This window comes from Paenibacillus sp. JT22N1 (assembly GCF_059692155.1).
Genome location: NZ_JCAUAW010000006.1, coordinates 338,986 through 357,364, shown reverse-complemented (window position 1 = coordinate 357,364; position 18,379 = coordinate 338,986). Strand labels below are relative to the sequence as shown.

Below are 18,379 nucleotides of genomic sequence, written 5' to 3'. Positions count from 1 at the left end.
AGTCAGCATTTTCAGTTATAAAACGGGGAGAGTGGGGTTAACTTAAAGGTACGCATTTGACGACGACAATCGTCAGGGCTCAAGGAAGTGTGAAGGAGCGTGAAGATATTGCAATCCAGCAAAAGAAAAAGATTGTTCGGACTCCTGCTCGTCTTCTTCGTTTGTATGGTAAGTTTGTCTCCGCCTTTTCAAAGCTTTGCCTCCTTCCCTCAGGAACTTCGCTTATTCAGCGGTCAGGGGAAGCAGCTCCAATTAACAATGCCGGTCAACGCCCAAGTCACGGTAAAAGATACGGATATTGTAAAGGTAAATGGCAATGCCAAGCACTCATTTCAAGTTAATTTGAAAGAACCCATCTCTTTGCAATCCGATCACTCTGGGCAAACAGAAATGAAGCTCAAGCTGTTCGGTGCAATCCCCATCAAGACAGTTAAGGTCAATGTAGTGCCGGATTTGAAAGTCATCCCAGGTGGTCAAACGATCGGTGTGAAAATTAAGTCTGCCGGTATTTTGGTTGTAGGTCATCATTTAGTAACTGTTGCCCAAGACCAAAAAGTTTCACCTGGTGAAGAAGCGAAAATTCAAGTAGGTGATTTAATTACTAAGATCAATGGCAAAGATTCCAAGGATGTTAGTAAGGTTGCTGATCTTGTAGCCAAATCCGGAGAAAGCAAAACACCGCTGGAGCTAAAAATCCTTCGTAACAATGAACAGATTATTGTGAAGCTACAGCCTGTCTATGACATCGTAGATAAGTCCTATCGCTTAGGTCTGTACATTCGGGATTCAGCTGCGGGTGTTGGTACTCTAACCTTCTACGCACCAGATCAAGGCGTGTACGGGGCACTGGGACATGTTATCACGGATATGGATACCCAAACGCCAATCATCGTTGGTGACGGCGATATTGTGTACTCCAATGTAACCTCTATTTCTAAGAGTCATAATGGAGATCCCGGTGAGAAACATGCTACCTTGTACAAAGATAGTAAAGTCATTGGTAATATCGAAAGAAACACAGCATTCGGTATTTTTGGGAAAATGTATGCTGCTCCTGACCACAGCTTGGATAAAGAAGCTATACCTGTTGCTTTCGCTGAAGAAGTGAAAGAAGGACCTGCTCAAATTTATACAGTCGTGGAAGGACAGAAGGTTGAGAAATTTGACATTCAAGTTGTCCATGTTTCCAAACAGGACATTCCAGGAACAAAGGGTATGGTGATTAAAATCACGGATCCGCGTTTGTTAGATAAAACAGGCGGTATTGTTCAAGGGATGAGTGGCAGCCCTATTATCCAGAATGGCAAGTTAATCGGAGCCGTTACACACGTATTTGTGAATGATCCTACAAGTGGTTACGGTTGTTTCATAGAATGGATGCTTCAGGACTCAGGTATTATCCTTAGACCTTCTTCAGGAGCCTCTTACAAAGAATCAAAGGCGAGCTAGAAGCCTTTGATTCTTTATTTTATTTTAACCTCATTCTACAAGGAAAAACACGGCTTTATGTGAATTTGTCGAAAAATGTTGGAAATCGAAGATAAATATATTATTATATAAGAAAGTGAATTAAAAGAAAAGAAAAATAATATTCGACAGAAGGAATTTAAGTTGGGGTGTCGAATACCTTTACTTAAGAGAGAAACACCAACTTGTATGAGTAGCTAAAGGAGGATTTTAAGTTGCAAAAAATTCAAGTGTTACTAGCAGATGACAATCGTGAGTTTACCCATTTATTATCAGAGTTCATTGGTGAGCAAGAGGATATGGAAATTGTAGGAGTGGCGTACAACGGTAACGAAGTTCTTCGTTTTCTTGAACAACAACGTGATTTGCCGGATGTACTCATTTTAGATATTATTATGCCTCACTTGGATGGTCTGGGTGTACTTGAGAAAATGCGTGAGATGAATCTTCCCACACAACCGAAAATCATCATGCTAACCGCTTTTGGGCAAGAAAATATCACTCAAAAAGCTGTGCAACTTGGAGCCTCTTACTACATTCTCAAGCCTTTTGACATGGATACGCTAACGAACCGTATTCGCCAGCTGGTTGGTAACAATCAAGCATCCGCAACCACATCAACATCACGAGCAAATATTGTACATATGCCTAAAGGTAAAAACTTAGATGCAAATATCACTAGCATCATACATGAAATCGGCGTTCCTGCGCATATTAAAGGATATCAATATCTTCGCGAAGCGATTACGATGGTTTACAACAATATCGAAATCCTTGGTGCGATCACCAAAACTTTGTACCCAGCTATTGCTGAGAAGTACAAGACTACACCTAGCCGCGTTGAGCGCGCCATCCGTCATGCGATTGAAGTCGCTTGGACGCGCGGCAATATCGACAGTATTAGCTTTATTTTTGGCTACACGATTAACATCTCGAAGTCGAAACCGACAAATTCGGAGTTCATCGCGATGGTTGCAGATAAGCTTCGTATCGAGCATAAGGTTTCTTGAGAGGGTTAGAATCTTTATAGTGTCTCGGAGGTCATCAGAATGAAATATGAGCTCGGTCGCTGCCTACTTAGTGAGCGATTACTTGAATCCAACATGACTGCCTCTGAACTCGCTCGAACTTTACTTTACAAGCCAGAGCGGATTACCGACTTTGTTGAAAACAAAAGAATCATGCCGCTTAAGTCTGCTATATCTATCGCTGACACCCTGGGGTGTGATGTGAATGATTTGTATGAATTGGTCACGATCGAGTCCAACGTTTTGAATTGATGGCTGTACTATATATTAAAAAGAGGGCGCTCTTATCCAGAGCGTTCTTTTTTAGTTGACTTACAATGAAAAATTCTTTGATATAATTGACCACAGAAAGACTACCTATGCAGATAGGTAGCCCTTCTGTATTTGTTTTCTAAATTACCAAACAAAAGCGCTAGTGATGATAACCAGTAAAATGAACAGTACCAAGATTGCTGCTGAAGAAGTATAACCTACGCCAGTTCCACAACTCATCCGAATCAACCTCCAACTGAAAGTGATTTGTGTTTCGAGATAGCTTATGACTATTTTTGAGGAATGTTTGGGCGAATCGATTGATTGTGCTATTGTCCCTATTCTTGAAAAAATCGAGACTTTCTAGACGATTAAGGAGCATTGCCCATGCTAATCATGTAATCATAGCCCCCGTTAATTTAGTTATCTAGACGAAGGGAATTGGGGTGTTAATCAAATCTTGGAACCATACGATACGGATTTACGTTAATACATTTAGTCATAAATGACTATTTCAATAAGTTTAAACATGGAGGCAGAGAAGTTGTTACTTATATTGACGAGTATAGTAGTTGGAATTGTGTGCGTTATTGTTCTTTTTATAAATGTTTATCCTGTTTTTGGACGGAGACCTTCGAAGGAGAAGGCTCTGGCATTTTCTCGATCCTCTCAGTATTTGAATGGGAAATTCGAAAACCCAGTTCCTACTATGATGAATATGGGCTTCATGAATACCGTGGGGATCTTGCTCGATTTTGCGAAAAGCAGTCCTAATCGACGTCCAAAGACGAAATTTGCGATGGAAACCCCCAATTTGATCAAGGATCTGGAAACGAAAGTGACTTGGTTTGGTCATTCCGCTTCCTTACTTACGATCGATGGAAAAGCCTTATTATTAGATCCCATGCTCGGCAAAGCGCCTTCGCCGTTTCCGTGGTTCGGGAAGGGAAGATATAGCGGGGGATTGCCTTTTGAAATTGCGCAGCTGCCAGTGATTGATGCCGTTATTCTGTCACACGACCATTATGATCATTTGGATTATGGAACGATAATGAAAATAAAACATAAAGTGAACAAGTTTTTTGTCCCGCTTGGGGTTGGTGGTCATCTGATCAGATGGGGTGTGCAGCCTGAGAAGATCGAAGAGTATGACTGGTGGGATGAGTTTACGTTTGAAGGTTTAACGTTGGCTTGTACTCCTGCCACACACTTTTCGGGGAGAAGCATGACGGATCGCGGTGCAACCTTATGGTGCTCGTGGGTGATCAAAGGAAAGCAGTCCAGCATCTTCTTCAGTGGTGATAGTGGGTATTCCTCTCATTTCAAAAAAATTGGGCTTAAATATGGTCCGTTCGATCTTACTCTGATGGAGTGCGGTCAATACGATGATCGCTGGTCTGATATTCATATGATGCCGGAAGAAACGGTTCAAGCCCATATGGATGTGAAAGGGAAGCTGATGATACCGATACATTGGGGAGCTTTCACGCTGACCTTACATGACTGGACAGATCCGGTAGAGCGTGCAACAAGGGCCGCACATGATAACAAAGTGTCAATTGTCACACCGAAAATAGGGCAAACTGTTATCGTGAACGCCGCGGATCACCCGATAGAAACTTGGTGGAAGTAGAGGGGGCCATGCCAACTATACGACAGGAGTTACTTATTCATGCACCTATCGAGGTGTGTTTTGATTTGGCAAGGAGTATAGATATCCATGAGGAATCAACCTCCCATACGAAGGAAAGAGCGATAGCAGGCAGGACACAGGGGTTGATTGAGCGTGGAGAAACAGTGACTTGGGAAGCTTACCATTTTGGTATTAAGCAGCAATTGACTGCCCAGATTACTGAGATGGATAAGCCGCATTACTTTGTAGATGAAATGGTAAGAGGGGCGTTCAAGCGATTTCATCATACACATGAATTTGTAGCTGTAGAACAAGGCACTTTGATGGTGGATACGTTCGATTACACCTCACCTTTTGGAGGATTGGGGAAGCTTGTCGATCACTTGTTTTTAGCAAAATATATGACTCGATTTCTTGAAAAGCGCAATTACTACGTGAAGAAGATTGCCGAAGAGACAGCGAACTCTGCAAGGTCTCCAAGGTAAGAACTGGATACTAAGGCGGCCACATGGTATTATGGATAAGGCTGGTAGATCGAAGTGATCAGGAGAGAAGAAGAATCTATGGTTGAACAAAAAAGTGAACGAAAATTTCATTTTCTGGGTGTACTGCTTGGTGTAGCGGTTGATAACTTGGGGACTTTGATATCGACTGCGTTAATTGGCGGTATATATTTTGCTAATCGCCCGGTGGATGAGCAGGATGTAAATGTTATATATTCGAATGTAGGCCTATTACTTTTGCTTTTGGTAGTTGGTTTGTTCTGGTCGTTTCTTGGCGGATACATCGCCGCTAAGGTTGCGAAGCGTGCCGAATATTTCAATGCGGCCATTATTGGTGTCATCGGCGCTGCAATCGGATTTGATTCCATGTTAACCAATCATAGCATTCCGTTATGGTATGAGTTGATTGGCTTTATCGTCATCGTACCGATTTCATTATTAGGCGGATTCGTGGCCTTGAAGAGGAAAAAAGCCCCATTAAAATGAATGTTGGATCGTAAAAAAGAGACTCGGTGATGTCGATCACCGGGTCTCTTGGCGTTAATAGCACATTTAACTAGTTGTAGTTGCCATGTGGGCGAGCATGGTTGCCTTCACCTTGTCGATCGTTTCTTGTAAATTCATATTCTCAAAAACATGCTCACAATCCTTGCGGTAGGAGACTTCCTCTATGTAGTGATTCATGTAGTGGTCAATGACGTCAGTAGGCGTATTTCGAGCAAGCATACGTTCCATGATGGTTTGTTTGTTGACATAGATGAACAAGCGGATAGCTCTTTCTCCAAATGTATACTTGAAACGATTAGCTGCATAACGATTCACAATGACATAGATAAGTCCGTCTTTGCGAAGCGCTTCATCGATGTCCGCTTTCTTAATACCATAGAAATTCCCATTAATTTCAACAGTTTGAAAAAATTCACCTGCAATGTCACTATCGATGAACACTTTGCGTGAGATGAAATTATAATCCTTCCCGTTGATTTCTTTGGGTCTAGGTGTTCGAGTTGTGTAGGAGACGACAGATGAGAAACCAAGCTCTTTGGCAATGTGATGGGCAATTGTTTTACGACCAGAACCGCTAGTGCCAGTAAAGACAAACACCAATCCATTCGTTTCATGACTGCTCATATCAATTCCTCCTTCATATAATGAAAGCGTTATCTTGATAGATTCATTATAGTACGAAAATTCTGAAAATTAAAGAAATACTTTCTCGTTTTGATAGGAATCAAAGGGTAAAAATACGCTATAATAGTTAACATCACTTCGTTTAATTGAAAGGAACCTAACTATGCCTAAATATGCGAATTTAAGTGCGGAAGCAACGGAATTTTTACGTCAAAAAACGGGAAGCAGTCACTTAGAGTGCTATACCTATATTGACCCGGAGCGTGGGGAGGATAGTTTTTTTATCGTTAAAACGATCAACAAGGTCATTCAAGTTTCTTTTGCCGAAGTGACCTATAATCCAAGCAGTTACCAGAGTTTGATGGAAGGACTCTACCAGGCCATCTATGAATAAATACGTGACAACCCTATCGATAGATGGTAGGATGATCGTAATTGCATATCATAGGAATTAGGTGCCATAGATCCATTCGGGTGTATGGTTAAAAGGGAAGACCGGTGAAATACCGGCACGGACCCGCCACTGTAAAAATCGCCGTTTATTACGGTAACTCCTTGCAACATGCCACTGGGTAACAACCTGGGAAGGTGCAAGGGGATGATTAAGTCAGGAGACCTGCCTAATTCAACAACACAATAACCCTACGAGGAATTAGGGAGTGTTAGAGAGCGGTTACTTCTGGTTTTATTAACTGTAGTAATTTACCAAGCATTTCTAACATGACTTAATGTTAGGGATGCTTTTTTGTTTGTGTAATTATGGGGAAGGGTGATACAAATTGTCAGGAAAACTGCTCATTATCGGCTTTGGGCCGGGGAGTTTTGAACATATTACGAAGCGTGCACGGGAAGCGATTGGGGAAAGTGAAGTTATCATCGGATATAACACCTATGTGGATCTTATCGCAGGTCTGTTAACCGAACAGCAAGTAGTTCGAACAGGCATGACGGAAGAAGTGAGTCGTGCGCAAGAGGCTGTGCGGCAAGCGAAGCAGGGGAAGAAAGTTGCCGTTATTTCCAGTGGAGACGCCGGCGTGTATGGGATGGCCGGTCTTATCTATGAGGTATTGATGGAACAAGGCTGGACCCGTGAGAAAGGCGTTGAAGTAGAAGTGATTCCTGGCATTTCAGCTGTTCATTCGGCTGGATCTCTGTTAGGAGCGCCAATTATGCATGATTCTTGCACAATCAGCTTAAGTGATCATCTTACGCCATGGGAGCTGATTGCGAAGCGGGTGGAGGCAGCGGGGATGGCAGATTTCGTTATTGCCCTATATAACCCGCGAAGCGGTAGACGGACCAGACAGATTGTTGAGACTCAGCGCATCCTCCTAAAGTACCGTTCTCCTTTAACCCCTGTTGGGATTGTCAAAAGCGCGTATCGAGATCGTCAACATGTTGTTGTGACGACGCTTGCTGATATGCTGAATCATGATATTGGCATGTTAACGACTATCATTATTGGTAATTCCGCAACCAAGCTGTATGACGGTCTCATGATTACACCACGCGGTTATCAGCGGAAATACACATTAGGGGCTGAAACACAGCCGCTCAAACCACATCAAAGGTTGAAATCCGAGGCTGAGCCCTGGGCTTTGGAACAATTGGATGAGCAGGATTGGGATGAATCCATGGAGGAGTTCGATGAAGAAGATGAACTCTTAGATGATGAGGTCACAGAAATGAAAGAACCTTCCCAGCTGAAGTCATCGCCGAATTTGTCGCCTAGTAACTCCTTACAGCTTGCAATGGAAGCCTTGCAGCTAGTATCAGTATCCAAAGGGAATGAAGAGGTGCCATTTGAATTTGATGAGAAGCTGACTGCGACCCAATCTATCTTTGAGTTTGCAGTAAGCCCAGGTATCGCGAATAAAAAGTTAACAGCAGCCCAACTGTGTGCGTTAGGCGAGATTATTGGAGATCGTGGAGATATTGAATACTCACCGCATCATCAACTGATTGTTCGTGTGCAAACCAATAACCCTAAACAGATTACAACCGAACTAAGTGCACTTGGTTTATTATTATCACCGATTGGTGATGTTGCCCAGATCAAAGCATGCGACTTTTGTAATTTGGAAAAAGGTGAATCTATTCCTTATGCGGAAGCCATCCATCATCGGATTGGCAATCTAGAAGTACCTAAAGAGTTGAAAATTGGGTTCAACGGGTGTGGCATGGCTTGTTATGGGGCTGTTCAGCAAGATATCGGCATCGTCTACCGCAAAGAGAAATTTGATCTATTTCTTGGCGGAAAAACAGTAGGTCGAAATGCACATGCGGCTCAGCCTGTTGCAGAAGGAATTGATCCTGAGGAGCTTGTCGAATTAGTGGGCAGGATCGTAGAACGTTACCAAAAAGAAGGACATCCGAACGAGCGGTTTCATAAATTTTTCAAGCGTGTCAAAGAAATTGAAGGCTACCGCCATCAAGAAATGGTAGGTTTCGTTATCGAAAATGCCATTTGCGGCGATTAGAATTAGGGGGAAATAAAGGATGAATGCTGTTTTATTTGTGGGTCATGGGAGTCGGGAAGAAGGCGGGAATGAGGAAGTTCGCCTTTTTGTTTCAGAAATAGCGAGTAAGATGAAAGAGCAAATTGTGGAGACCTGTTTCTTGGAATTTGTTCAACCAACGATCATGCAAGGAATTGATCGCTGTGTAGAATTAGGGGCTACTCATATTGTGGTCATTCCGATTATCTTATTTGCGGCTGGGCATGCGAAAATTCATATCCCATCTGCTATTGATGATGCGAAATTAAAATATCCTTTGGTGAAATTTACATACGGTAGACCTATTGGGGTTCATGAACAAATTCTCGATATTTTATCCTCTAGGGTAGAAGATCTCGGAGTTCAAGTGAAAGAGGACTTAGGTGAAACAGCTTTACTTATTGTTGGGCGTGGAAGCAGTGATGCAGATGCAAATAGCGATCTGTTTAAAATCTCACGCTTATTTTGGGAGAAGCTTCAGGTGAAATGGGTAGAAACGGCCTTTATCGGAGTTACAGCACCTCTGATGGATGCTGGGATTGAGCGCTGTTTGCTGCTCGGCGCGAAGAAGGTAATCATTTTGCCGTATTTCCTGTTCACAGGCGTTTTGATTCAACGTATGGAACAAATGGTTCAAGGGTATCGGGAAACATATCCAGATAAACAATTCCAGATGGCTCCTTATTTCGGCTTCCATCCGCTGCTTCAAGAGATTCTGATTGGACGCGCGCAGGAAGCGCTTCAAGATGAAGTGAAGATGAACTGCGACATGTGCCAATATCGTCTAGAGGCGATGAAGCATATCGATCATCATCACCATCATGATCATGACGATCATCATCATCACGAACATGAGCACGATCATAAACACGAGCATGACCACGATCACGACCATCATGACCATGAGCATAAACACGACCACGATCACGATCATCACGACCATGATCACGACCATGCTCATTCAAGAGGTGACAAACGATGATTCTTGTTCTTGCAGGTACGAGTGACGCTAGGGAGCTGGCGTTAGGAATTCGCGCAGCAGGTTATGCTGTACTCACAACGGTTGTGACCGAAAGCGCAGCGAAGAGCATGGAAGCGGAAGGGCTTCCGGTACTCATAGGTCGCCTGACCGCGGAAGATATGAACCAGTTAATTCAAGATAAGGGCTTTCGCGTAGTTGTTGATGCGACCCACCCTTTTGCTGAGGAAGCGTCGAAGAATGCGATGGCGGCTGCTAAACTGGCAGCAGTACCTTATGTGCGTTTCGAACGTCAAAGCTTGTCCATCGAGCAAAGTACACTTGTAACGACCGTTGAAGATTATAAACAAGCTGCAGAGTTAGCGGCTGAGAAGCGTGGCAGCATTATGCTGACAACCGGCAGCAAAACGTTGAAGATTTTTGCTGATCGTCTGATTGGGCTTCCTGATACGAGGCTCATTGCACGGATGCTTCCACGCCAAGATAATATGGAGAAATGCGAAGAACTGGGTATTGAGCAGAAAAATATTGTGGCTATGCAAGGCCCTTTTTCCAAAGAGTTAAATAAAGCTCTTTATGACCATTACAAAGTTACTTTGATGATAACAAAAGAAAGCGGGAAAGTCGGTGCTGTGGATGAGAAGCTCGAAGCAGCGCTGGAAATGGGTATTCCGAGTATTGTCATAGGTAGACCGGAACTTGAATATGGGACGCTTTATTCTGACTTTCAAGGCGTTATTCAATTTATAAACGATAGCATTCATAAGGAGGGCTAAATACGATGGATTTTCACACGGATTTTAAACCGTTAACGGTACAACCGCAAGAAATTGAAGAGAAAAGCTTTGAGATGATTACAGAAGAATTAGGCGAGCATACATTTACTCCGGAGCAATACCCTGTTGTACAGCGTGTGATTCATGCCTCAGCGGATTTTGAATTAGGACGCAGTCTTGTCTTTCATCCGAGAGCAATCGAAGCGGGTATTGCTGCCATTCGAGCTGGCAAAATCGTTGTGGCCGACGTTCAGATGGTACAAGTCGGCATTAGTAAGCCGCGTATTGAGCAATTCGGCGGCGATGTTAGAGTGTATATCTCGGATAAGGATGTCATGGAGGAAGCCAAGCGTCTGAACACGACACGGGCGATTATTTCCATTCGCAAAGCGATTAAGGAAGCGGATGGAGCTATTTATGCCATCGGGAACGCACCGACAGCGTTGCTGGAGCTGATTCGACTCGTCAAAGAAGGAATCGCGAAGCCGGGGCTGATCGTCGGTGTGCCTGTTGGATTCGTTTCCGCAGCGGAATCGAAGGATGAACTGGCCAAGCTGGACATCCCGTTCATCACGAACATTGGCCGCAAAGGCGGCAGTCCCGTTGCCGTTGCAGCAGTCAACGCGCTGTCGATTATGGCGGCGCGTAAGGAGTAGCGCCTATGGAGGAAGTACCGGGCAAGCCCCTGCGCCACGGCTACACCACCGGCTCCTGCGCAACCGCAGGAGCCAAAGCAGCTCTAGTGGCGCTCATCGAGCAAGCGCCACAAACGCACGTGCACATCCGTATCCCCATCGGGGAGACAGTTGAGTTTGCCCTGCACAGCTGCGCATTCACGCAGCTGTGGGGCGAAGCCGCCCTCATCAAGGACGGCGGCGATGATCCCGATGCGACACACGGTGCGGAGATCATCGTGCGCGTAAGCTTCCGTGCCGAGCCTGGCGTTGGCATCGATGGAGGCATTGGCGTCGGGCGCGTGACGAAGCCCGGCCTGCCGATAGAGATCGGTCAAGCGGCGATCAACCCGGTTCCGCGGAAAATGATCCGCGAAACCGTGCAGGAAGTGCTTGACCATTACGAGATCGTGCACGGTGTAGACGTACTCGTATCTGTGCCCGCCGGCGAAGAAATCGCCAAGAAGACGCTGAATGGGCGTCTTGGCATCCTCGGCGGCATCTCGATTCTCGGCACCCGTGGCACGGTGGTGCCATTTTCGAGTGCGGCCTACAAGGCCAGTGTCGCACAAGCGATTCGCGTAGCCGTGAAATGCGGCTGCAAGCATCTGGTGCTCTCGACCGGCGGCCGGACGGAAATATTCGGGATTGGCATGTATCCCGCGCTTCCGGAGGAAGCTTTTATCGAGATGGGCGATTTCGTCGGGTTTGCTCTGATACAAGCCCAAAGACAAGGCATTCGTAAGGTGACGTTGGTCGGCATGATGGGCAAGTTCTCTAAGGTGGCACAAGGTGTGATGATGGTGCATTCGAAGAGCGCTCCGGTTGATTTTGGGTTTCTTGCGCAAGTCGCGATCGAATCGGAAGCGTCCGATGCGCTTGTTGAAGAAATCAGAGGTGCCAACACAGCCTCGCAGGTTGGAGATTTAATGGCATCTACGGGAAATTTGCGTTATTTTGAGCGGTTATGCGAGCGCTGCAACTTAGCTGGACTAGAAGAGGTTGCGAGAGACGGGTTTGATTTCATAGAAACAGTGATCATTTCGATGAAAGCCGAACTCTTAGGGAAATCGGCGATAGTGAAGCGAAGCGAGAATGGAGAGTTGACATACGAATGAGTAGAAGTGTGAAAGTGATTGGTATCGGCGATAACGGTATAGGGAGCCTGCTCCCTTTATATATCAAATGGATTAATGAAAGTGAAGTACTTGTAGGCGGAGAGCGGAATCTTGCCTTTTTTCCTGAATATAAAGGCGAGAAAATCGTCATAAAAGGCAGCTTGCCAGAGCTCATGAGTAAACTCCAGAAAGAAGAACGTTCCATTGTCATCTTGGCTTCGGGCGACCCGCTCTTTTATGGGATTGGCGGTTATGTAGAGAAGAAGCTGGAAGGTGTACAAATTTACCCGGCTGTTAGCTCAATTCAACTGGCTTTTGCCCGGATGGGGGAAAGCTGGCACGATGCTTATATCACAAGTGTTCATGGACGGAGCATCAAAGGCTTGGCGCAGCGAATAGACGGGAAAGACAAAGTGGCCCTGCTAACGGATGAAACGAATTCACCGAGTGCGATTGCGGCTTATTTGCTTTCTTTTGGCATGACCGAATATCGTGCCTTTGTGGCAGAGAATTTGGACGGAGCCGAAGAACGCTGTGGTTGGTACGATTTGGACCAGTTGGTCACGGAAACATTCTCACCACTTAATGTGGTTATTTTGAAAAGAGAAGCTCCAGGTCCTGTTTGGCCGCTTGGCATTGAAGATGATCAGTTCGCCCAACGCAAACCGGATAAAGGGTTAATCACGAAAAAAGAAATTCGCGTATTAAGCATCAGTCAATTAGCTTTACAAGTGGATAGTGTCGTATGGGATATTGGAACTTGTACAGGCTCTATAGCCATTGAGGCGGCACGCATAGCTCGTGAAGGTGCCGTATTTGCCATCGAGAAAAACGAAGACGATCTTCAAAATTGTCTGGAAAACAGCGCAAAGTTTCGTGTTGATCTTACAGCCGTGCATGGCAGAGCACCAAAAGGTCTCAATACCTTCACAGATCCGGATGCCATCTTTATTGGCGGCAGCGGTGGAGAGATGCAAGAGCTGCTAGAGATATGTGCAGCTAGACTGAAGCCGAATGGCAGGATTGTGTTGAATGCAGCAACAATAGAGACGTTATACGAGGCTGATAAGACGTTTGAGAAGGTTGGTTTTACAACGCAGATATCACTTGTACAAGTATCGCGCAGCAAGCCTATTCTTCATATGAAACGATTCGACGCACTGAATCCGATCTACATCATCACAGCACAGCGCAAGCAGACAGTAATAGAGGGAGGAACAGGCGATGAGTAATCTCGGTACGCTTTATGGTTTGGGTGTTGGCCCAGGCGATCCGGAATTAATTACGGTTAAGGCTTTTCGATTGTTAAAAGAATGCCCGGTCATCGCTTACCCAAGAAAGAAGCGTGGAGCCAAGAGCTATGCGCTCGCGATTACGGAGCTGTACGTGAATACGGAGCAAAAAGAGATGATGGGGCTCACTTTTCCAATGACAAGGGATAAAGAAGCGCTTGAAATACAGTGGACGAAAACTGTTGAAAGTGTTTGGACACATTTGGTGCAAGGGAAAGATGTTGCCTTCGTGACGGAGGGCGACCCGATGATTTATAGCACCTACATTCACTTGATGCGTCTTATGAATGAACGCCATCCTGAAGTAAAGGCCGTCTCCATTCCAGGGATTTCTTCGATTAACGCGTCTGCTTCCCGTTTGGGCATCCCCTTAGCGGATGGAGATGAGCAAATTGCCATCGTCCCGGCTATGGACGACTATAACAAGATGCGTAAGGCCATTGAAGAACATGATTGTGTCGTGTTTATCAAGGTCGCTAAAGTGATAGATTTGATGCTATCTGTACTTCGCGATCTCGGACTCGTAAATAAAGCATCCGTTTTAACCAAAGTCACTTCCTCGGAGGAAGAAATTTGGCGTAATGTGGAAGAGCTGCAAGGACGAGAATTAGAATATTTAACCCTAATGGTGGTGAGAAAATAGATGAAACTCTATATTATTGGCGCGGGACCAGGAGATCCGGATTTGATCACAGTGAAAGGGTTAAAGCTTCTTCAACAAGCTGATGTTGTGATGTATACTGACTCTCTTGTGAATGAAGAGTTGATCGCTAAGGCGAAGCCTGAAGCAGAAGTACTGAAAAGCTCCGGCATGGAGTTGGTGGAAATGGTTGGTATCATCGTCGACCGCCTTAAACAGGGGAAGATGGTCGTGCGTGTGCATACCGGAGATCCGGCTATGTTCGGTGCAACGATGGAGCAAATCGCTCTGCTGCGTAAAGAAAACATTGGCTATGAAATTATTCCAGGCGTAAGCTCCGTTTTCGCATCAGCCGCGGCTGTTGGCGCAGAGCTCACGATTCCAGATCTTACCCAAACAGTTATTCTAACTCGAGCGGAAGGCCGTACGCCGGTACCGGAGCTTGAGAAATTGCGCGATCTTGCTGCACATCATTGTACAATCGCTTTGTTCCTGAGTGCTACTTTAATCAAGAAAGTCGTTAGTGAGTTTGTTGAGGCAGGTTGGAGCGAGGAGACACCTGTTGCGGTTGTTCAGCGTGCTACTTGGCCGGATCAGCTAATCGTTCGTACAACGGTAGGAAAGCTGGAAGAGGATATGCGAAGCCATGGTATCCGTTCGCATGCGATGATCTTGGCAGGTTGGGCGCTGGATCCGGAAATTCACGGCAAAGAGGAGTATCGCTCCAAGTTATACGATAAATCATTTACTCACCGCTTCCGCAGAGGTGTGAAGCCATGACGATTAGTCTTCAAGAGGGAGTCATTCCTGTTATACGACAACAAAATGACTATGCGATCGTAGCTATAACGAAGCATGGTGTCGAGATCGCACGCAAGTTGAATGAGCGAATGAGCGGCACGGATGTATATTACATGAGCAAATTCGTCAAAGGTGATGAAGAGCAGCGCTCGATTCAACTTTTTACAGGAAGTGTTCGGTTACTATTTCCTGCCTTATTTCCTGCATACAATGGACTTATTATCATTATTTCACTAGGTGCCGTCGTGCGTATGATCGCTCCCTTACTTCAGGATAAGAAGAAAGATCCTGGTGTTGTTGTTATTGATGATAACGGGGAGCATGTCATCAGCATGCTTTCTGGGCATTTGGGCGGGGCTAATGAGCTAACCCACGAGGTTGCAGCTGCTATTGATGCAAGGGCAGTTATTACTACGGCATCGGATGTTCAGAAAACGATTCCTGTTGATCTCTTCGGCCGCCGTTTCGGCTGGGTTTGGGATTCGGCAGATAAACTGACCCCAGTCAGCGCTGCTGTCGTCAATGAAGAGCGAATTGCTGTTATTCAGGAGTCGGGTGAACCGAACTGGTGGACGCACGAGCGACCCATACCCGATAATATTAAGCGGTTCACATCGATTTCGGATGGTCGAGCAAGCGAGCCGAATGCTGTCCTGCTCATCACACATCGTCTTCTGGGACCAGAAGAGGAAAGCATTCTAACGAACGGTGTGATGTACAGACCGAAAGTTATCATTCTCGGAATAGGCTGTAACCGGGGAACTTCAGCGGATGAAATTGAACAAGTCATACAAGTAACACTTGAAGAGCTGTCATTTTCAATACGAAGCGTGAAAGCAGTCTGCACGATCGATTTGAAGAAGGACGAAGTAGGTTTGCTCGAGGTTACCCGTAATTACGGCTGGGAGTTCATTACCTATACACCTGAAGAGTTGAACACCGTGACCGTCGAGGCACCTTCCGAGACTGTGTATCAGTTTACAGGGGCGTATGCGGTAAGTGAGCCGGCTGTTAAGCTTTACACGGGCCAAGACAAACTAGCATTAGTTAAGAAAAAATCAGGAAATGTCACAATTTCCGTGGGATTGCTCGACTTTATTGGTTCTGCTCCATTCGAACGAGGTGACTTGTGATGGCTCGGCGGATTGTCATTGCAGGTACAGGCAGTGGTGTAGGGAAGACCACCTTGACCATCGGCATTATGGCCGCTCTACAGAAACGAGGAATTACGGTTCAGGGATTTAAGTGTGGTCCCGATTATATTGATCCAACGTATCATTCGGCAGTTACGGGAAGGCCTTCACGCAACTTGGATTCATGGATGACTGGGCGTGAAGCGGTGAAGGAAATATTTGAGCGCGGAAGTCAAGCTTCAGATATATCGATTATCGAAGGTGTAATGGGGATGTTTGATGGCAAAAACCCAATGACTGACGAAGGCAGTACCGCGGATATAGGACGCATTCTAGGTGCTCCGATCGTGTTAATTGTCAACATTGCCAGTATGGCAAGAAGCGCCGCTGCGATCGTGAAAGGCTTTCAGCAGTTTGGTCAAGGCGATAACATTGTAGGTGTCATTGCCAATCGAGCAGGCAGCGAAGGGCATTATAAGATGGTTAAGCAAGCTATCGAGCAGGAATGCGATGTTCCTGTCCTTGGGTATTTGCCACGTGACGCGAACATTGAACTTCCCGAAAGGCACTTAGGTCTGGTTCCGTCGATTGAGCGAGGCGAACTTCGACCTTTCTTTGAGCTTTTGGCTGACAAAGTGACGGCACATATAGATTTGGACCTATTGTTGGATTTAGCCGCAGCTGAGCCAATAGATTGTAAGTCCGTTTTGTTTACAAGCAATGATCAACTTGAGGCACCTAAACGGGTTAAAATCGCGATCGCCAAAGATGCCGCATTCCACTTTTATTATCCGGAAAATCTGGAACTGTTAGAGGCAGAAGGTGCGGAATGTGTATTCTTTTCGCCGCTTGCAGGTGAAGAGGTTCCTGCTGATGCGGATGGACTTTACATTGGTGGAGGGTTTCCTGAGGAATTCGCAGAGCGATTAGCTGCCGAAGAAGTGGTTAAGGCCTCAGTTCGCAGCCGAATTGAGGAAGGTATTCCGACACTCGCTGAATGCGGTGGATTTATGTTCCTCACGGAACAAATTGTAGATACTACAGGAAATGAATTTCCAATGGTTGGCATGATCCCCGGAAAAGTCACCATGCAGACGAAGTTAGCAGCTCTAGGTTACCGCGAGGCTACAGGTGTAGAGGAAAACTTCTTGCTGCCAGCAGGTGAACAGGCTCGCGGCCATGAATTTCATTATTCAACTTTTCAAGCTAATGAGGGTGCGGATGTGAAGCCTGCCTTTCAATCGAAGGGTAGGCTTGGAACCAAAGCAGATGGGTATCTCACCGGGAATCTTGTTGCCGGTTATACACATTTGCATTTCGCATCTAATCCGAACATGGTGAAGGAATGGATTCAAGCGTGTAAGAAGTATCAACAAAGTCGTAACTAACAATGAAACCCCTTAGCTGAGTTAGCTAGGGGGTTTCGTCATGCCATTATTTTATGAATGTAAGAGCTTGATCCGCAATTGAATATTTGTAACGGTCAAGACAGTTGCAAAGGTAATCTTTGCGACAGATCGGGCAAGGTTCTTTCATCAATCTATTCAAATCAGTCACTTTGCCGATACCGGTTTCGGAATCTCTTTCGAAGAAAAGACGGCATTTATTGCGGTCTTTCAGTGAGACAACGACTTCGAAAAGACCATTTTTTTTGTTATCACTAACTATTGTTGCATCTACTACCTGCGGATCGTATGCCATGGTAATTCCTCCTAAGAGTTTTGCTTTAGCAAAACTTTCTACGTAAGCTTAAGCATAAACTAGCATTTTCGTATAGGGATCTCTGACCTGCGATCAAAGTCTCACCTCGTTGTTTAGCTTGTGCGCATTAGTATATTATATAAATAAAAAAGATTTAATTCAATAGGAGGGCCTACACTCGTGATTATGGACTATTGTGAGCAGGAAATGACTGAAGGGAAGGTACAGCTGCACATCGGCCTTCAATTTGAAGATGAGCCAGATTCCTTATATGTAGCGGAGTTAGAGCTAGGAGAAAACGGAGTTGTACGGGAGTGGAAGCTGTACTTTAACGGGTTTGATTGTAACTATACCTTTCGTCCTGTGGAAAGAGAAGCGTTAGTCCGTTATGCAGCCGAACAAGGAATCACGATCCATGAGCTTAATGAAGCATGAAAAAAGGAATCGTCACCATGCGAATGGTTCAAATTCCTTGATTTGTGTTTATGATTTTGTTTAGTTAGCAATTGTTTCAGTGTAGGCGTCGTTTTGGTTAATGGGTTGACTCCATGCCAATGCAGTCGATGGATAGCAGGATCGAGCTTGCCTTCGCGTAAACTTCGTTGTCGATTTTTTTGTGCTTGAGTTCGTGACATTAGGATTCCTCTTTTCCTCTTATAAATTTGATTGTCATTCAAGTTAATTTTAAAGAATCATTTGGCCTGGAGCAATGGAAAGTTTTCTTATAACTTATAAATTCAACTCATTTTAGAA

General features: G+C 45.1%; 22 protein-coding genes and 1 riboswitch. Of the genes, 18 read left to right on the top strand and 4 right to left on the bottom strand.

What is annotated here, in order from left to right:
* Positions 1 to 108: 108 nt before the first annotated feature.
* From spoIVB to AC58UU_RS14785, 3 genes are all read left to right on the top strand, one after another.
* Positions 109 to 1,449 carry a SpoIVB peptidase gene (spoIVB, locus tag AC58UU_RS14795; protein ID WP_497316746.1) on the top strand — a complete coding sequence of 447 codons (1,341 nt, stop codon included), beginning with the start codon at positions 109 to 111 and terminating at the stop codon, positions 1,447 to 1,449.
* Positions 1,450 to 1,682: 233 nt separating this feature from the next.
* Positions 1,683 to 2,477 carry a sporulation transcription factor Spo0A gene (gene spo0A / locus AC58UU_RS14790; protein WP_497316745.1) on the top strand — a complete coding sequence of 265 codons (795 nt, stop codon included), beginning with the start codon at positions 1,683 to 1,685 and terminating at the stop codon, positions 2,475 to 2,477.
* A gap of 39 nt (positions 2,478 to 2,516) precedes the next feature.
* Positions 2,517 to 2,747 carry a helix-turn-helix domain-containing protein gene (locus AC58UU_RS14785; protein ID WP_171643474.1) on the top strand — a complete coding sequence of 77 codons (231 nt, stop codon included), beginning with the start codon at positions 2,517 to 2,519 and terminating at the stop codon, positions 2,745 to 2,747.
* Between the two features lie 144 nt (positions 2,748 to 2,891).
* Here the strand turns inward: AC58UU_RS14785 and AC58UU_RS14780 are convergent, their stop codons facing one another.
* Complete coding sequence (locus tag AC58UU_RS14780) at positions 2,892 to 2,987, bottom strand: YjcZ family sporulation protein (protein WP_082615175.1); 96 nt, start codon at positions 2,985 to 2,987, stop codon at positions 2,892 to 2,894.
* 436 nt (positions 2,988 to 3,423) lie between these two features.
* Here AC58UU_RS14780 and AC58UU_RS14775 point away from each other — a divergent pair, with 436 nt between their 5' ends.
* The 3 genes from AC58UU_RS14775 (at position 3,424) to AC58UU_RS14765 (ending at position 5,369) form a co-directional block, all read left to right on the top strand.
* Positions 3,424 to 4,380, top strand: coding sequence for an MBL fold metallo-hydrolase (locus AC58UU_RS14775; RefSeq protein WP_497316742.1), 957 nt, complete (start codon positions 3,424 to 3,426; stop codon positions 4,378 to 4,380).
* An 8-nt stretch (positions 4,381 to 4,388) separates the two neighbouring features.
* A complete protein-coding gene (locus tag AC58UU_RS14770; RefSeq protein ID WP_497316740.1) occupies positions 4,389 to 4,865 on the top strand; it encodes an SRPBCC family protein in 477 nt (158 codons plus the stop codon).
* 78 nt (positions 4,866 to 4,943) lie between these two features.
* Complete coding sequence (locus tag AC58UU_RS14765; protein ID WP_497316739.1) at positions 4,944 to 5,369, top strand: hypothetical protein; 426 nt, start codon at positions 4,944 to 4,946, stop codon at positions 5,367 to 5,369.
* 66 nt (positions 5,370 to 5,435) lie between these two features.
* On the opposite strand, the gene AC58UU_RS14760 is transcribed toward AC58UU_RS14765, so the two are convergent.
* On the bottom strand, positions 5,436 to 6,014 hold the full coding sequence (locus AC58UU_RS14760) for a guanylate kinase (RefSeq protein WP_497316737.1): 579 nt from the start codon (positions 6,012 to 6,014) through the stop codon (positions 5,436 to 5,438).
* 163 nt (positions 6,015 to 6,177) lie between these two features.
* On the opposite strand from AC58UU_RS14760, the gene AC58UU_RS14755 reads away from it, so the two are divergent.
* The 11 genes from AC58UU_RS14755 to AC58UU_RS14705 all read left to right on the top strand — a co-directional run bounded on the left by AC58UU_RS14755 (position 6,178) and on the right by AC58UU_RS14705 (position 17,313).
* Entirely contained in the window at positions 6,178 to 6,408 is a 231-nt protein-coding gene (locus AC58UU_RS14755) for a hypothetical protein (RefSeq protein WP_029192914.1), read from the top strand.
* 42 nt (positions 6,409 to 6,450) lie between these two features.
* Positions 6,451 to 6,652: riboswitch (cobalamin riboswitch) on the top strand.
* A gap of 141 nt (positions 6,653 to 6,793) precedes the next feature.
* Positions 6,794 to 8,494, top strand: coding sequence for a precorrin-3B C(17)-methyltransferase (cobJ, locus tag AC58UU_RS14750; RefSeq protein ID WP_497316735.1), 1,701 nt, complete (start codon positions 6,794 to 6,796; stop codon positions 8,492 to 8,494).
* Between the two features lie 19 nt (positions 8,495 to 8,513).
* Positions 8,514 to 9,494 carry a sirohydrochlorin chelatase gene (locus AC58UU_RS14745; protein WP_497316733.1) on the top strand — a complete coding sequence of 327 codons (981 nt, stop codon included), beginning with the start codon at positions 8,514 to 8,516 and terminating at the stop codon, positions 9,492 to 9,494.
* Positions 9,491 to 10,267: a precorrin-6A reductase gene (gene cobK / locus AC58UU_RS14740; RefSeq protein WP_497316731.1), complete on the top strand. Its 777-nt coding sequence runs from the start codon at positions 9,491 to 9,493 to the stop codon at positions 10,265 to 10,267. The genes AC58UU_RS14745 and cobK overlap by 4 nt, the downstream gene beginning before the upstream one ends.
* Positions 10,268 to 10,272: 5 nt before the next feature.
* Complete coding sequence (locus AC58UU_RS14735; RefSeq protein WP_171643464.1) at positions 10,273 to 10,923, top strand: precorrin-8X methylmutase; 651 nt, start codon at positions 10,273 to 10,275, stop codon at positions 10,921 to 10,923.
* Positions 10,924 to 10,928: 5 nt separating this feature from the next.
* Positions 10,929 to 12,059 carry a cobalt-precorrin-5B (C(1))-methyltransferase gene (locus tag AC58UU_RS14730; protein ID WP_497316729.1) on the top strand — a complete coding sequence of 377 codons (1,131 nt, stop codon included), beginning with the start codon at positions 10,929 to 10,931 and terminating at the stop codon, positions 12,057 to 12,059.
* Complete coding sequence (gene cbiE, locus AC58UU_RS14725; RefSeq protein WP_497316728.1) at positions 12,056 to 13,291, top strand: precorrin-6y C5,15-methyltransferase (decarboxylating) subunit CbiE; 1,236 nt, start codon at positions 12,056 to 12,058, stop codon at positions 13,289 to 13,291. Before AC58UU_RS14730 ends, cbiE begins: the two co-directional genes overlap by 4 nt.
* Positions 13,284 to 13,994 carry a precorrin-2 C(20)-methyltransferase gene (cobI, locus tag AC58UU_RS14720; RefSeq protein ID WP_497316726.1) on the top strand — a complete coding sequence of 237 codons (711 nt, stop codon included), beginning with the start codon at positions 13,284 to 13,286 and terminating at the stop codon, positions 13,992 to 13,994. Before cbiE ends, cobI begins: the two co-directional genes overlap by 8 nt.
* A complete protein-coding gene (gene cobM / locus AC58UU_RS14715) occupies positions 13,995 to 14,771 on the top strand; it encodes a precorrin-4 C(11)-methyltransferase (RefSeq protein ID WP_464645454.1) in 777 nt (258 codons plus the stop codon). It abuts the gene before it with no gap.
* Positions 14,768 to 15,925, top strand: a complete 1,158-nt coding sequence (locus AC58UU_RS14710) for a cobalt-precorrin 5A hydrolase (RefSeq protein ID WP_497316724.1) — start codon at positions 14,768 to 14,770, stop codon at positions 15,923 to 15,925. The genes cobM and AC58UU_RS14710 overlap by 4 nt, the downstream gene beginning before the upstream one ends.
* The gene (locus tag AC58UU_RS14705; protein WP_497316723.1) at positions 15,925 to 17,313 is read left to right on the top strand and encodes a cobyrinic acid a,c-diamide synthase CobB; all 1,389 of its coding nucleotides are present in this window, start codon (positions 15,925 to 15,927) and stop codon (positions 17,311 to 17,313) included. The genes AC58UU_RS14710 and AC58UU_RS14705 overlap by 1 nt, the downstream gene beginning before the upstream one ends.
* Before the next feature lie 46 nt (positions 17,314 to 17,359).
* On the opposite strand, the gene AC58UU_RS14700 is transcribed toward AC58UU_RS14705, so the two are convergent.
* A complete protein-coding gene (locus tag AC58UU_RS14700; protein WP_029192924.1) occupies positions 17,360 to 17,626 on the bottom strand; it encodes a hypothetical protein in 267 nt (88 codons plus the stop codon).
* Positions 17,627 to 17,806: 180 nt separating this feature from the next.
* Between AC58UU_RS14700 and AC58UU_RS14695 the strand changes: the two genes are divergently transcribed.
* Positions 17,807 to 18,061: a hypothetical protein gene (locus tag AC58UU_RS14695; RefSeq protein WP_497316721.1), complete on the top strand. Its 255-nt coding sequence runs from the start codon at positions 17,807 to 17,809 to the stop codon at positions 18,059 to 18,061.
* On the opposite strand, the gene brfA is transcribed toward AC58UU_RS14695, so the two are convergent.
* Positions 18,013 to 18,261 carry a ribosome rescue factor BrfA gene (brfA, locus tag AC58UU_RS14690; RefSeq protein ID WP_497316719.1) on the bottom strand — a complete coding sequence of 83 codons (249 nt, stop codon included), beginning with the start codon at positions 18,259 to 18,261 and terminating at the stop codon, positions 18,013 to 18,015. The two genes, AC58UU_RS14695 and brfA, sit on opposite strands and share 49 nt — an antisense overlap.
* Between the last annotated feature and the right edge of the window lie 118 nt (positions 18,262 to 18,379).